Below are 15,254 nucleotides of genomic sequence, written 5' to 3' on the forward strand. Positions count from 1 at the left end.
GTCGTGCCCGCCGCCGTGACGCGCGGCGGGCCGACCGTCATCCGACCACCAGCGGCGTGCCGACCGGCAAGTGCGTGGCATCGCGCGCGGCCGACGGATTGAGCTGCAGGATTTCTTTCAGCGCACGCGCATCCTGTTCGCCGCGCGTCATCGCCTGCTGGTCGGCACGCGATACGTGCGCGGCGTCCAGCAGCGACTGGCGATGCTGGTCCGCGATCACCCATAGCGAATCGCCGTCGACGACGATGTAGGGCTGCGGGGCGTTCGACGGCGACGGCGGGTTCGACGGCGTGCCTGGCGACGGTTGCGGTCGGGACGGCGAGGCGGCGCTCGCCGAAGGCGACGGCGGCGCGCTCGGCTGCGCCGCATGCGTGGCGGGCGCCGGGTGTCCCGGCGTGGCGGCCGACGACGGCGCGACGGCGTGCTGGGTCGCCCCGCCGCCCGGCTGCTGCGTGCCGGATGGCGGCGCCTTGCCGTCGTCGTCCTCGAATGCGGTGTAGATCCACTTGCCGACATAGATCAGGATCGGCGCGACCATGAGCGACGTCGGAATCGAGCCGGTGAGCCGCTTCGGCAGGTTCGGGAAATGCGTGTCGATGCGCGCGAGCGCGAGCAGCGTCGCGGACGACAGCGACGAAATCGCGATCGGCAAGTCCGACTGGATCGCGGGATGCGGGCCGACGAATGGCGCGATCGCACCGCCGGCGATGCTCGCGAGATCCGACATCAGGTCGATGCCCCGCACGACGCGGCTACGCCGTTCGATGCTCAGGTGCGCGAACGCGCTGCCCTGCACGAGGCCGGTATACGTGATGCCGAGCAGCGCGCCGGCCGCGCCCAGCGCCGGCACCACCGACGGATTCTGCAGCAGCGCATGCAGCGACAGCTCGCCGAGGCTCGCATAGCCGGCGATCGCGGCGGCGCGTCCGGCCTTGCCCATGAAGCGGCGCGGATTGCCGTAATGCAGCTGCTGGATCGAGGTGCCCGCGAGCACGCCCTGCATCTGCTGGAGCATGTCGTTGGCGATCATCTTCGTGTATTCCAGCGTCTTGTCCGCCGGCAGCGACGCGGCCTTGTGCAATTCCAGCTGGAGATGAATCTTCGCCCGCGCGCTCTCGGCGAGCAGGATCAGCGACGCGTTGCGCTGCTCGGCATGCATCTGGTGCGCGTCGAGCTGATTGTTCAGGCCGTCGACGAAGCGGTCGATCACGCGATCGAACAGCCGCGGGTCGCCGCTTTGCAGCGCGCGCACGGTGTCCTGGTGCACGGCCTGCACGAGCCGGCCGGTCCGCACGCCGACGAACGCCGCGTTCGCGGCCTGCTTGAACTTGTCCGGCGTCAGGCCGAAGTGATGGACCGCGAAGCCGGCCCCCGCGCCGATCGCGATCGACAGCAGGTTCTTGCGGTTCAGCAGCGCGGCGATCCAGCTGTCCGGCTGATGCAGGCGCAGCGCATGCAGTTCCGCGGCCGCGGCGAGCGGATCGTCCGGACGCATCGGCTCGTTCGTCTGCGCGCTGACGAGCCGGCTTTCGCTGATCGGCTGCGTATCGGCCGCGACGAGCGCGGGCGCGAGGACGGTTTCGCGCCAGGCCTGCAGCGGTTCGACACCGGCGCCGCCGCCGTCCGTCGTGACGATCTGTTCCGGCGCCGCGAGCCGCGCGCCGACGTCGGTGAGCCATCGTTCGGTAAACATCCGGGCGGCGTCGCTGGCCGCGGGCGCGCGGCGCGGGTCGGCGGCCCAGCGGTCCGCCGCGAAGCGCGACGTCGCATAGCGGGCGCGATGCAGCAGTTGCGTGGTGTTGCCTTCGTACAGTTGCTGGCGCAACGCCGCGAGCCGCGCGGGCGACATGCCGCGCGCCCGGCCGATGCGGTCGACTTCCGCGAGCAGCAGGCCGTGCTGGTTCATCAGCGTCGTGCGGTCGACGCGGTCGTATACGCGCGTCAGCGCGTCGGCGCCGTGCAGTCGCGCGAGCGTCGGGTCGTTGGCCCTGGCGCGCTCGACGAGCAGCGTCGCGAGCGCGGTCGTCAGTTCCTGGTTCGCGACGAAGTCCGAGCCATGCGTCGCGTACGACAGGCCGACGTGCACCCACGGCAGCGCCGGATGGTCGAGCAGCGATTTCGCGAGTTCCAGGTGGCTCGCGCCGGACGCGGGCTCCGGCACCGTATCCCAGCCGTGGAACGTCACCATCACGTGCGGCGCGGGCTGCCCGAGGTGCGTCCGGTTCCACGATTCGAGCAGCGCGCCGAGCCGCGCGTGGTCGTGATAGCCGGTGTTGGAGCCGGGCTGATGCCGGTGGTCGACCGACGACACCAGCGCCCGCGCCGGCGCCATTTCGAAGCGCAGCAGGAAGCCGGCCTTCGACGACGCATCGAGCCAGTTGTGCACGTATTGCTCGGCCAGGTCGTCGATACGCATCGACTTGCCGTTCGCACCGGTGATCGTGCCGGTCCAGTAGTCGATCGTCGCGTCCTTGTGGTCGCCGATCGACTTCGCGTCGTGCACGACGGCGGGGTCGTGCTTCGCGCCGCGCGTGGCCGCGAGCGTGTGCGGGTCGATCACGATCGTCACGGCCGGCATCACGCCGCCGTGCCGCTCGATCTGCGCGACGAATTTCGCGGGATCGTCAGAGAGCCGGAACGCGCGGCTCATCGGCACCACGCGCTGTTGGTACGCGGGATCGGCGGCGAGGAGGCGCCGGCGCAGCGCGCGATCGGTCGCGAGCGCGGTGCTGAAACGGCTCAGCACCTTTCTTCTGAGCGGGATCGGCGCATAGCGCGAGCCGCCGCCCGACCAGTCGCGCGCGACGTACAGCGGCATGCCGGTGTCGCGCAACGCCTGGGCGTCGGCCATGATCGCGGGCGGCACGCCGTTGACCGCATCGTCGAGTTCGAGCGGCGCGGCGCGCGGATCGCGCGCGTGCTGCACGAGCGCGTCGATCCGGTCGTAGTGCGCGAGCAGGGCCGACGCGTTGCCGTCGCCATAGCGCTGCAGCGATTCGACCTGCGTCGTGCTGACGAGCGACGGCTGATAGGTGCGCACGTCGAGCACCGGATGGCCCGATGCCGCTTGCCCGTTGCGCGCGGCCGCGGCGTTCGCGCGGCGGATCGACTGCAGCGCCGCGTGGCGTTGCGACCGCAGCCGCCGCGCCTCGGTCGCGCCCCAGTCGCGCCGCGCGTCGGACATGTGCGGCGACGGGTCTTTCGCCCATGCGTCGACGGTTGCGAGGCGGGTCTCGAGCGTCTTGAGCCGGGTGCCGCGCGCGTGCTCCGCAAGCGCATCCGGCGCGAGTTCGGTCAGCAGCAGATGGGTATCGCCGCCGTACGGGCCGCCGCCGATCGGCGACGCGTCGAGCGGCACGCCGGGGCTGTCGGGCTTGCGCCAGTTGTCATGCCAGGTCAGTTCGCCTTGCGCGTTGGCCGTGATCACCGCGCGCGGCTTGCCGAGCCGGTACGCGATGCGCTCGCCGCCGCCATACACGTAGATGAAATGCTTGCCGGGCACGAGGCCGCGCGCTTTCGCGAGGCTGAGCAGGTGCACGACGTTGTGACCGCTGAAATCCAGCGCATGACCGGACGCGGCGGGCAGCAGCCCGGCTTCGAACGCGCGGGGCGCCGGCGCCAGCGCGCTGGTCGCGGGCGTGCGCGTGCCGCCGGCGGGCAGCGGACGCGTGGCTGACGATGCGCGGCCGAGCGTCGCGATCGCGCGGGCGCGGCGCAGTGCGATCGCGGCGCCCGTGCCGGTCAGCGACGCGAAGCGGCGCCGCAGACCGTGCATGCCGCTGATCGCCACATGGCCGCCATAGTGCAGGCCGCGGCGCGGCAGGACTTCCGTCTTGTCCTTCTTCGGTGGTCGCGGCGCGTCGAAGCGGTCGCCGACCCGCGCCAGCGTGGCCGGTTCGACGCTGCTGACGAAGAACGTCATGCCGCGCGTGCGGGCCCGCGTGAGCGGCACGCCGTGCAGTTTGCCGTTCGGCCGCAACCGGATGCGGCCGCGCTGCGGATACGCGGCGGCGAGCGGCCGCTCCGTTACGTGAGTCCGTGCATGCGGGGCGTTTTCCCGGTATTGCCAGACACCGGTGGCCGAGTCGTAGCGCGCATGACCGGCGATCTTGCCCGTCGCCTTGTCGACGACGTAGATCGTGTCGGCGTGGCCGGCCGCCGCGACGGCCTGTTTCGCGCGTGCGAAATGCGGCGCATTCGACAGCGCGTCGATCGCATCGACGTACGCGTCGCGCACGCGCCCGTGCCGCGTGAATTCGACCGTCTCGCCTTCACGCGCGGGCTTGACCTTCGCCGGGCCGCCGAGCGCGACCAGTTCGCGGTGCGTGACGGGCGACGCATGGAAATCGAACGCGCGCCGCGCGGCGGCGGTGCCGGCCGGATCGCTGCGTTCCATCGCGCTCGACAGCGCCTGCTTCAGCGCCTGTCGCTCCTCGGCGTTCAGCGCGTTGCCGAGAAAGCGCAGGCGCTGGATCGCGCCATTCGCATCGACGTGCGCCGTCGCGACGAACGTCGGCGGCGCGTCGGGCGTCGGCTTGCCGGCCCGCGCGATCAGCAGCGCCGTGTCGGTGCCGGTCTGCTGCACCAGGTGCCCGAGCGTGGGCGCGTGCTGGCCTTCGGCGCGCGTCAGCGTGCGCATGTCGCGCGCGTCGAGCCACGCGCGTGCGTGCTTCATCGCGTGGCCGTCGACCGCATGGCGGGCGCGTGCCGGCGCGGCGAGCCGTGCCGCGACGGGGCGTCCGGCCGCCGCGCGAACCTGTTCGCCGTAGTACTCGCGATAGGTCGGATTGCCGGGCGTCGACGTGCGCATGTCGCCGAACGTGTCCGCGAGGGCGTCGAGCGCGGCCGGGTCGCGGCTCGTCAGCGCATGCTCGGTCGCCCGGGCGAGCGCGTCGGGCAACGTCGCGTGGGTCGCGATGTCGGGCCCGCCGGCGGCGAGGATTTCGTTGCGGATCGTGTACGCGTTGACCTCCGCGCGCGCATCCGACTTCAGCAGCGCGGCCACGGCGGCTTCGGGGCTGGCGTGCTCGGCGGCCAGCGCGCCGGTCGCGAGATCGACGCTGTGCTGCAGTTCGTGGCCCCACACGAATACGAGCGTGCCGGCGCGGCGCGTATTGCCGTCGAGTACGATCGTGCGCGTGTCCGCGTCCGCGTAATGACCGCCGCCCGGCGTACCGACGCGGATCGTCCAGCCGTCGCTGCGGGCCAGCCGCATCTGCGCGCGGAAGGTCGGCGACTGTCGCGCGATCGCGTGCGCGCGCATCAGCAGCACGCGGCCGCGGAACCGCTGCACGACGCGCCCGAGCATGCCCGGGCGTTGCGCGTACGCGCCGCTTTCGGCGTAGGCGGGATGGGCGAGGCGAATGCGGCCCGTCGCAATGCCGCGCTGGATCGTGTCGATGACGCCGTCGATCCGCTCGACGACGTCGCCTTCCGGGTCCGCCTTGTGCAGTACCTGGCCGGGGTCGTGCAGCAGCACTTCGCCATGGCGGCCGAACAGCACCTGGAAGTCGTACAGCAGCCCGTGCCGCTGCGTGACGTTGCGAATGTTCGCGAGATCGTCGAGACCGCTGCGCCGGACCACGCCGGGCAGGCCGAGCCCTTTTTCCATCGCGGCGCTGCTCAGCAGTGCCGCCGGCTTGTACACGACGCCGACCCGGCCCAGGTGCGAGAACGGTCCGTCGACCGTGCTGACGGGCAGATCGAGCCGTTTCAGTTCACGCAGGCCGCCCTGTTCGGCGCCAATTTCCTCGTGCGCGACTTCCACGCCGTCCGGCGACGTGTCGCGGAAGAAGCCGATCGCCTGGCCCGTGCCGCCGTCGAATACCGTCTTGTAGAGCCCCGAGCCGACGAGCGGGCCGAGATGGTCGGCGGGATCGACGGTGCGCGCGGGATCGCCCGCGACGTGCAGCTGGCCGCCGGTGACCGACAGCTCGCCGAGCGCCGGCTGCTCGTAAGCGGCCGGCACGTAGCGGTTCATGCCGGACAGGTCGGTCAGTCCGCCGTCTGCGCCAACGGCGTCCGGATGCACCGCGTAGACGGGGCGTTGCCACAGGTTCGCCAGTTGCGCGGCCGCGCCTTCGTTCGCGTGCCGCGCGGCCAGGATCACCACGCGCTGGCCGGCGTACGGCGCATCCGACAGCAGCGAGAAGCCGTGCGGATCGATCGGCCGGCCGTCGGGGCCGAGCAGCGTGCCGTCGGGCTGCGTGTCGGCATGGACGATCGCGAGACGGTCGGCTTCATCCATCGACACGAGGCCGCGCCGCCTGAGCCCCAGCGCGTCGAGCGCCGGCGTCGCGGCGCCGAACGGCGACGCGTTGCGCTCGACGTGCGCGCGCGACCACGCGACGCGCTGCGCCTGGATCTCGCGCATCGAGCGCGGCGCGTCGTCGCGCGGCTTGTCGCGGCCGCCGTGGTCGTTCGGCGGATCGCCCGCATCGCGCGGATGCGCGTCGGCGCGACTGCCGAGATCGACGTCGTAGCGGGCCTCGAATGCATTGAGCTGCCGGCTCGCCTCGGCTTCGAGCGCCTTGCGCGTGTAGCGGCCGCCGCCCGGACGCTTGCCGGCGGCGTTCACGCGCGAACGGTCGCTGCCGAGCAGGCGCATCTGCTGCGCGAGCGTGCCCGACTGTTCGGCGAACGCGCTGACCTGGTTCGGCAGCGGCGCGCCGCCGGCACGCATCTGCACGTCCGGGCGCTTGAGCTTCACGTCGCCGCGCTCGATCCCGCGTTCGAGCAGCGTGATCTGATCGTCGACGTCCGCGAGGGTCTGACGATACGCGTCGCTGTGGGTCTCGATCGGGCCGGGATCCGCGAGCAGCAGCCGGCCGTCGCGATACACGCCTTGCGGATCGAAGTAGAGCCGGTCCTGCTGAATCGCGTCGCGCAGCGTGCGCAGGGTCTGCAGCGATTCGGGGTCGAGCGTCGTCGGCAGCAGGCCGCGCCCGGCATCGCCGGTATGCAGCCCGCCGCGCGGCTGGTACAGCACCGCGACGCGGCCGGCGTGCGAAAACGGGCCGTCCATCGCGACGGTCGGGAGATCGTAGCGACGCCGCAGCAACGCGAGCGCCGCGCGTTCGGCGCCGGCGCTGGCCTGCTGTTCGGCGCGCGTGCTGAAATCCTCGTAGAGGGCGACGACCGCATCCCGGCCGAGCGCGAAGCCGCCCTTGTGCGCGCCGAAGCCGAGCAGCGCGCCGAGATGCTCGTTCAGGTCCACCGGCTTGCCGCTGTCCGCATGGAATACCTGCAGGCCGTCCGCCCGCAGCGGCCCGAGCGCGACCTCCGGATGCGGCGCGGGATCGAAGCGCAGGAAGCCGCTGGTCGCGCGGATCGTGCCGTCCGCCGCGAGCGCGCCGCGCGGTGCGACGAATACCGGACGGTTCCAGACGTTCGCGAGTTCGGGGGCCAGCCCGGCCTCCGCGCCTTCCGCGACGAGCACGATCGGTTCGTCGAGCCGGGACGGCGCCGGCAGCCCGTGGCGCGCGTCGAGCGCGAGTTCGTGGCCGGACAACGGCGTGCCGTCCGGGCGTGTCAGCGGCGCGTCCGGGCGGCCGTTGCGCACGACGAACAGCGTGCGCCCGCCATAGCTGTGCTGCTCGACGCGCGGCCCGCCGGGCGCGACCGCGACGTCCGCCTCGCGGGCGGCGAAGCCCGGCGCGAGCGGGGAGGATTCGATCGCATGGAGGACGGTCCAGGCGACGCGCTGGCGAAACGTCAGCGGTTCGAGCGGCCCGCCGGCGCCGGCTTCGGCCGGGTCGGCGACCCGCCGGTACTGGATCGTCCGCGCGTCGCCGCTGCGGCGATCCGCGCGCGATGCGGTGCGTGCATCCTGGTCGTTCTCGGCGGCGCGTTCGCGCACCTGCGCGGACGAGCGGCCTGCCTGCGCGGTCGCGCGCGACGTCGCGGCGGCCGGCTCGGCCACGGCCGCCGTCGGGTCCGCTGCCGCGCGCAGCGTGGACGGGGTCGCGCGGGCCGCGTTCGTGCGGGCGCCATCGTCGTGCGGCGGCGCGGCCGTCGGCGTGGCGGGCGCCGGGCCCGCGCCGCGCGGCGTGCCGACCTGGCTCGGCGCGCGCAGCTCGATGCCGTCGGACAGCGTCAGGCTGCCGTCCCGGCCGGCCGTGATGCGACCATCGGTACCGTAGCGGTTGAAGCGCGTGCGCTCGAGGGTGCGCCACGAGCCGTCGATGCGTTCCGCGATCGTGATGCGGCCTTCGTGGTCGACGAACGCGGTGGTGCCGGTCTTGCCGCGTGCGCCGGTATTCACCGCATTCGCGCGGCTCAATACGCGGATCGGCACGCCTTCGTAGGTCAGCACGCGCTTGCCGACCATCAGCGTGCCGTCGCCGGCCACGGTCACGCTGCGGCCGTCGATGGTCGCGCGCGTACGGCCGAGCCGCAGCGTGTTCGTCGCTGTGTAGCGGCTCTGGCCGATGCGCACGGTCTGGTCGCCGATCTGCACGGCCTGGTTGTTCAGGTCGCGGCCGCCGAATCCGCCGGTACGCCGCACGATGCCGGTCGTCACGGCCTTGAGCTTCTGGTGACCTTGCGCGAGGCCGAGATTCAGTATGAACGACGACGCATCGCCGGCGAGCCGGTCCGTATGACCCGTCACCGCATCGTGCACGAACTGCACGCCGGCTTCCGCCGCGCCGCCGAGACCGGTGACCGTCGTCGCGCGCCGCACGAAGGTCGCGAGCCCCTTCGAATCGTTCAGCAGCGTGGCGATCTTGCCGACGCCGCCGACGCCGGCCGGCACCAGGTTCAGGTAATCGGCGCGCGCTTCCGCATCGAGCGGGCTGATCGTGCGATCGTGCTGGATGCGATTGGCGAGGTCGTAGCCGGAGTTCGCGACGGCTGCCGCCGCCGACGTATAGATCAGCCCGGTGCCGGCCACGTTGAGCGCGACGCCGAGCGGCGCGCCGAATACCGTCGCGTCGAGCAGGCCGCCGCCGACTTCGAGCGCGATCCCGCCGAGCAGCATCCCGAGGTTCACGTCGCCGGAACCGAACGTGTGCATCACGCTTTCCCACCAGCTGTCGTCGTGCGCGGTGTTGTGCGGGTCGATCCGCGCGGTGCCGTTCGCGTCGTAGCCGGTCGCGATGTCGAGCGTGCCGTCCGACGACAGCGAGTTGTCGTCGATGAAGTTGTCGATGCTCGAGTATTTCGCGCCCTGATCGTCGACGTAGTGCGTGTCGCCATTCTCGTTCGTGACCTTGAAGATCGCGCTCGTGACCAGGCCGGCGTCCTTCGACGCATAGACGATCGGCATCACGTTGACGCGCGTGCCTTTGCCGCCGCCCACCTTCAGCAGTTCGTCGCGAACCTTGTCGATCGATTCGAGCTTCTTGCCGTCGCTGAACTGCGCGGCATGCGGGTCGCCGGTCGCGCGGTCCGGCGACAGCCCGATCGCGACGCCGACGAGGTTGCGCTGTTCCGTGGGGTCCAGCAGGCCGAAGTCGATCCGCGTGCCGCGCCGCGTCGCGTCGCCGGCCTTGTCGAGCAGCGACTGCGACAGCTCGCTGCGGTGCGCGCCGAAGAAGTCGGACAGCGCCTTCGCGTAGTCCTTCTGATCGGATTCGGTCTTCGGATTGCGCAGCCGCTCGTCGAGATGCGCGTCGAATTCGTTGAACAGCACCTGCTGATGGAACGTTTCGCTGCGCAGTTGCGCGTGCTGGACGTCCCGGTTCGCCTGATCGAGTTCCGCGAGCGCATCGGCAAGCGGCTTCGCGTATTGATTGACGACGAACGGCACCGGCGCCGTCAACGGGATGTTCTTCGGCGTTCCCTGCGGTGTCGCGATGGAAAACACGCTCGGCGTCGGCCCGATGCCGTGATCGCGGTTCCACTGGTCGTACTGGGCCTGCAGCCCGTCGACCTTGATCTTCAGGTCCTGCTGCTTCGCCTGTGCATCGGCGAGCGCCTGCTTCGTCGCGCGCTCGTTGACGGACGCGGTCATCCGCTCGTCTGCCTGATGCAGCGCGGACGCGATCGTTTTCAGGCCCTTGATCTCGAGCGGCGTCGGATCGTTCGCGATGCACATCGTCCGGTGGTCGTACCGATTCTGCACGCCGGCGGCGATATCGTCGTAGTGGATCGCGAGCGCGTTGCCGTACGCGGCGACATAGCCGTCGTGCGCGAGGCTCGCGGCATCCTTCGCCTTCCACAGCTGCGTGGCCGCGTCTTCGACGCCGAGATCGGCGCGCGGGTCCATCAGCTTGACGCCGGGATGGTCGCGGCGCCATTGCGTCGCGCTCTTTTGCGTGGCGTCGTAGTTCTTCTGCTGTTCGTCGACCTGGCGATTCGCATACAGCATCTGCAGATACCCGCCGCTCACGCGCGCGCTGGCCTGCGCATGGTTCAGCAGGTCCTGCTGTGCGGCGACCGTCGTGCTCATCACGGTCGGCCCGTACTTGCCGGACACCGCGTTGTACGTGCCCTGGATGTCGGCGACCTTCGCCGCGTCGGTCGCCGCATTCAGGCATGCGTTCGCATAGTTCGCGTCGTCGGCGCTCTGCGTCAGTTGCGTCCGGGCCTCGTCGGGCTTCAGCGCCGGCGGCACGTCGATCACGCGATCGAGCGGCGCGAGCTGCTTGTTGATACGCGCGATGCCGGCATCCATCGCATCCGCGTAATCGCCGTTCGACCCATACGACTGCAACTGGGCGAACGCGAGGTTCGAATTCGCGATGTCGGCGTTGTGAAGCGCCTTCGCTTCGGACAGCTTCGCGTCCGCCTTCTGCCACGCGTCGTAGGCCTGCTTCTGCTGCGGCGTCCAGTCGTCCCGCGGCGACACCTTGGCCGGATCGTCGATGCCCGGGACGGCCGCCTTCAGCCGGTCGAGCGCCGCGTTCGCGTCGGCCTGCGCGGAGCCCGCCCGTTTCGGATCGAGCGCTTCGTTGTCGTGATCGGCCTGCTGCGCGTACGCGATCATGTAGCCGGCGTCGGTCGTGACGTCCAGTTCCTTTTCCGCTTTCGCGGTGGCCTGGTGCGCGTTGTCGTAGGCGGTTTGCGCGCTGGCGAGCGCGTCCTTCGTCGTGGACGGATCGTTCTTCGCGTGGGTCAGCGCGGTCTGCTTGTCCTGCTCGTCCTGCAGCGCGTTGTCGTATTGCGTCTGCGCGCCCTGGATCGCGGTCTGCGCGGCTTGGGTCAGCGGATCGTCGACCGTGATGTCGGGCGGCTTGGGCCGGTACTGTTCGGCGAGGCTCCGGATCAGCGAGGTCGCGGACGCGATTTCGGCATTGGTCGGCTTCGACGGGTCCGTACCGGGCGTGACCTGCACCGTGATCGGCGGCGGCGGGGGCGTGGCGGTCTGCTGTTTCGACGGGTCGCCCGATTGCTGCGCGGCCTGGCTTGCCGCTTTCGCGCGTTCGGCTTCGAGCGTGCGCTCGAGGAACGCCATCCAGTTGGCGCCCATACCGACGCCGTCGATATCCAGCATCAAACTCCTCCCGGTCGCGCCGCGCTCGACGGGGCGCGCATTACGATGCCATTACGGTCGAGCTTGGAGTGTAGAAAGGCATGCGCCGCGGTGACGCAGCGCGTTTCGTAGCGCGCCGCCGATGCGCGCGCGCCGCCGGGTCGTCGCTACGAACGGCGGCGACGCGAGGCGGCGGGAACGAGGGTACGGGCCTGCTTACTGATCAAGACACCGCACGCACAGCCGCTTCGCCTGGTTCGCCGGCAGCCCGCGGCACATCATCACCACCGGACGCGCATGGCACGACGGCGCATCGGCGGACGCGGCGGGCGACGGCAGGCGGCGCGCGCGTTCGGGCGGCGTCGTGGCGGCCGCGGCCATGCGCCGCTGGCGTTCCGGCGGCGGCGTGTCGGTCACGACGGGGATCGGTTCGACGCCGCCTTCGCGCGCATTGCGCTGTGCGCTCGCGACGACGCGGCTCACGTAGCCGCTCGAGAAGCCGGTCGTGAAGTTGCCGCTGTAGTAGCACGACAGCGCCGCGCGCAACGCGGCCTGCGTCGCGCGGCCGGTGCCCGACGAGCGCGCGAAGCACTCGGTCAGGATCGCGCCGCCGGCCTGCAGGTTGCGGCACGGCTCGAACATCGTCGCTTCGTCGAGCCCGTATTTCGCGAAATTGCGTTCGTTGACCTGCGCGAGGCCGACGCTGTAGCTGAAGCCGCGCGACGACAGTTCGCGCGCGGTCGCGCGCGCCTCGTCGAGCGACGCGGGCTGGCGCGTCAGGTGCCCGCCGACCACGCCGATCGCATACGGATTGAAGCCCGACTCGGTACGCACGAGCGCGGCGAGCGTCGCGGGATCGACGTTCGGCGCGCAGGCGCGCGCCAGTTGCGCGAAACCGGCGCCGCCGGCTGCCTGCACGACGCGCGATGGCAGGCACGCGAGCGCGAGCAGGGCCAGCGCGCACAGGCACGCGGCGGCGGTGCGCAGGCGGCGCGCGTTCATCCCGCCCCCGCCACGCGGTACGACAGCACGAGCCCGTGCACGAGCAGCGACCAGCCGTCGAGCGCGACGAACAGCAGCAGCTTGAACGGCACCGAGATCGTGGTCGGCGAGATCATCTGCATCCCGAGCGCCAGCAGGATGTTCGCGACCAGCAGGTCGACGACGATGAACACGATGTAGATCACGAAGCCGATCTGGAACGCCTTCGTCAGCTCGGCGAGCGTGAAGCTCGGCACCAGCACGAGCAGGTCGTCGTCCTTGATGCCGTCCGCGCGGTTCTTCGGCCAGACCGACGTCGCGGTGCGCACGAAGAATTCGCGGTCGCGCTGCCGCGTATGCGACACGAGGAAATCCTTGATCGGCGGCAGCGCGGCATCGGCGAGCGCGCCGATGTCCGAGGTCGACGACTGCCCCGACGCATCGAAGTGGCGCGCCTGCAGCGCATCGCGGATCGACATTCCGACGGGCGCCATGATGAACAGCGACAGGATCAGTGCGATGCCGTTCAGCACGAGGTTCGGCGGCACCTGCTGGATCCCGAGCGCGGAGCGCAGCAGGCCGAGCACGACCACCAGCTTCGTGTAGCTCGTCACCATCAGCGCCGCGAACGGCGCGATGCCGAGCGCGGCGATCACCGCGATCAGCGCGACCGGATTCGGCAGGTTGCCCATCGTTCAGCGCTCGCGCGGCGCGGGTTGCGTCAGCGTGACGACGCGCACGCCGAGCTTCTGGCCGACCGCGATCAGGTGGCCGGTGCCGATCAGCATCCCGTTCGCGACGAGATGGATCACGCTCTGGTTGATCCCTTGCTGCAGCTCGATCACGGCGCCCGGCTGCAGCGCGCTCAGTTCGCCCAGCGGCATCGACGTGGGCGGCAGCTCGAAGCGCAGGTCGACCGCGAGGCCATCGAGCGAGCGTGGCGCGTCGCCGGGCGGCGCGTCGTGCGTCGTCGGCGCGGCGGAGTCGGTGCGGGTCGGTTCCAAAGGCATCTCCCTGATTCGTTCGACGGTCAGCCGGTTGCCCGACGGCCGTCCGGTGATCTCCCACGCCGGCGCGGCCGGCAGCCGCGCGACGCACAGCAGGTTCTGCTCGTGCGCCTGCCAGCGCTCGATCGCGATGATGTCGCCGCCGACGACGTCGGCCAGCTCGGCCGTCGTCAGCTCGGTGCGGCCGATTTCGAACACGAGCGGCACGGGCAGGCTCGCGTAGGTCGCGCGCGCGTCGGCGAGCGCGGCCGGCGCGGTCGCGAAGAACACGGCCAGCGCGTCCGGCGCGTCGAACAGCAGCGCGCCGTGGCAGCGCCACGCGGCGTCGGCGCGTCGCAGCTCGAACCGCAGCGCGGCCGGCGCTGCATCCCAGGCCGGTGCGCCGTCGGGCGGCAGCAACGCCACGCGCTGCCGGGTTGCTGCCTGCAGCACCGCAGCGAGCGGCGCGCACAGGTCGGCGAGCAGCGCCGCGCGGATCACGGCCGGGACCGCGGGGTCGGCCGCGTCGCCGAGCCATTCGGTTTCCGCGACCGGGTCGATCCACAGCGTGCCGGCGGCCGGGCCGACGACGAAGCGGTACGCGTGCGCATCGGCGGCCGGCTCGGCGTCGACGCGCCAGCGCACCTCGTACGCGTGCTCGCCGAGCGTGACCGGGACGGCGCCGGTCGCGCCGTACGCATGCGACAGCCCGCGCGCGGCGGCGGCGGACAGGCGCGGCAGGTAGGGCGACGCGTCGAGCGCGACCGCGGCCGGCACGGCGGCGGACGGCGGGGAAGCGGCGGGCATGGCCCGGTTCGCGGCGTCGCCGGCGTCGGCATTCGTCAGGAACAGCGCAGGCACGGCGGGATCGGGGCGGATTCGGCGTTGGTTCGACGGGTTGTTCTGATGCCGGCGGCGCCGGGGGCGCGCGGCTGCTGCGTCGATTGTAGGGACGGCGATGGCCGTGTGCCGCGCCGGAATCCGTAGTCGCGCACATCGTGCGGAGGCGGCGGGAGCGGGGCGCTACGAAGCGCGACGAAGTGCGGTGGAGTGCGTCCGAGTGCGCCGAAGTGGGCGACGCGACGGCTGGCCTCGAAAGCAACCGCCGCCCGGAGGCGGCGGTTGGGGCGCGACTGGCTGGCGGGCCGGGCGGCGTGCAGGCCGCGTCCGGCTGGCAGGCCGCGAGGGGCTGCGAATTCGCGCAGCGCGGTGAGGCAAGCGTGACCGGCGTGCCGCGAGCGGGCGGCGCGCGGGTGAAGCGTTACGCGTAGTCGGCGGCCATCGCGGGTTGCGGCGCCGTGCGCAGCATCGGCGCCGCGTCGTGGCGTTCGACGTGCGTCATCGCCGCACCGAACAGCACCAGCCGATAGCCGACCGCGTAGATCGGGATGATTCGCAGGTTCTTGTCGTGTTCGAGCTGCAGCTTCGAACGGATCCGCGAGATATGGGTGTCGAGCGTGCGTGACGACACGCCGAGCTCGCGGCCCCACACGGCTTCCTGGATTGCCTGCCGCGGCACGATCTTGTTCATGTTGTCGAGCAGGAATTCGACGACGTCGAATTCGCGCGGCGTGACGTCAACGACCTTGTTGTCGATTTCGATCGTGCGGCGCACGAAGTTGATTTTTATGTTGTCGATGTACAGGTATTTGCAATCCATGGTGGCCCTCGCATGTCCATAAAGGAGTGTTTGCGGGGTCCTGTGCTGCAACTTTCGGGCCAGGGGGCGGTTGTCAGGGGGTAACGGCGGGCGGGAGCGGCGCGGACCGCGGAGCAGCCTTGAATTTAAAAAGAATTTTTAACGCGCAACGCCGGGCGCGTGATGACAGGGCTGGAGCAATGGTGAAGGATTGTTACGTAGCATCGGGCGG

At 71.1% G+C, this 15,254-nt stretch carries 5 protein-coding genes; all 5 read right to left on the reverse strand.

Going from position 1 to position 15,254, the window contains the following annotated elements:
* Positions 1–37 precede the first annotated feature (37 nt).
* On the reverse strand, positions 38–11,437 hold the full coding sequence (locus DFS13_RS40155; RefSeq protein WP_166677900.1) for an LWXIA domain-containing protein: 11,400 nt from the start codon (positions 11,435–11,437) through the stop codon (positions 38–40).
* Between the two features lie 195 nt (positions 11,438–11,632).
* The gene (locus DFS13_RS00100) at positions 11,633–12,418 is read right to left on the reverse strand and encodes a lytic transglycosylase domain-containing protein (RefSeq protein WP_006496150.1); all 786 of its coding nucleotides are present in this window, start codon (positions 12,416–12,418) and stop codon (positions 11,633–11,635) included.
* Positions 12,415–13,089, reverse strand: coding sequence for a type III secretion system export apparatus subunit SctR (gene sctR / locus DFS13_RS00105; protein WP_111441267.1), 675 nt, complete (start codon positions 13,087–13,089; stop codon positions 12,415–12,417). Before sctR ends, DFS13_RS00100 begins: the two co-directional genes overlap by 4 nt.
* A gap of 3 nt (positions 13,090–13,092) precedes the next feature.
* Positions 13,093–14,244 (reverse strand): type III secretion system cytoplasmic ring protein SctQ, encoded by a 1,152-nt coding sequence (gene sctQ, locus DFS13_RS00110; protein ID WP_034202113.1) that lies wholly within the window; start codon positions 14,242–14,244, stop codon positions 13,093–13,095.
* Between the two features lie 400 nt (positions 14,245–14,644).
* The gene (locus tag DFS13_RS00120) at positions 14,645–15,043 is read right to left on the reverse strand and encodes a winged helix-turn-helix domain-containing protein (RefSeq protein WP_006485803.1); all 399 of its coding nucleotides are present in this window, start codon (positions 15,041–15,043) and stop codon (positions 14,645–14,647) included.
* Between the last annotated feature and the right edge of the window lie 211 nt (positions 15,044–15,254).

This window comes from Burkholderia sp. 28_3, assembly GCF_003253915.1.
In the GTDB taxonomy this organism is placed as follows: Bacteria; Pseudomonadota; Gammaproteobacteria; order Burkholderiales; family Burkholderiaceae; genus Burkholderia; species Burkholderia cenocepacia.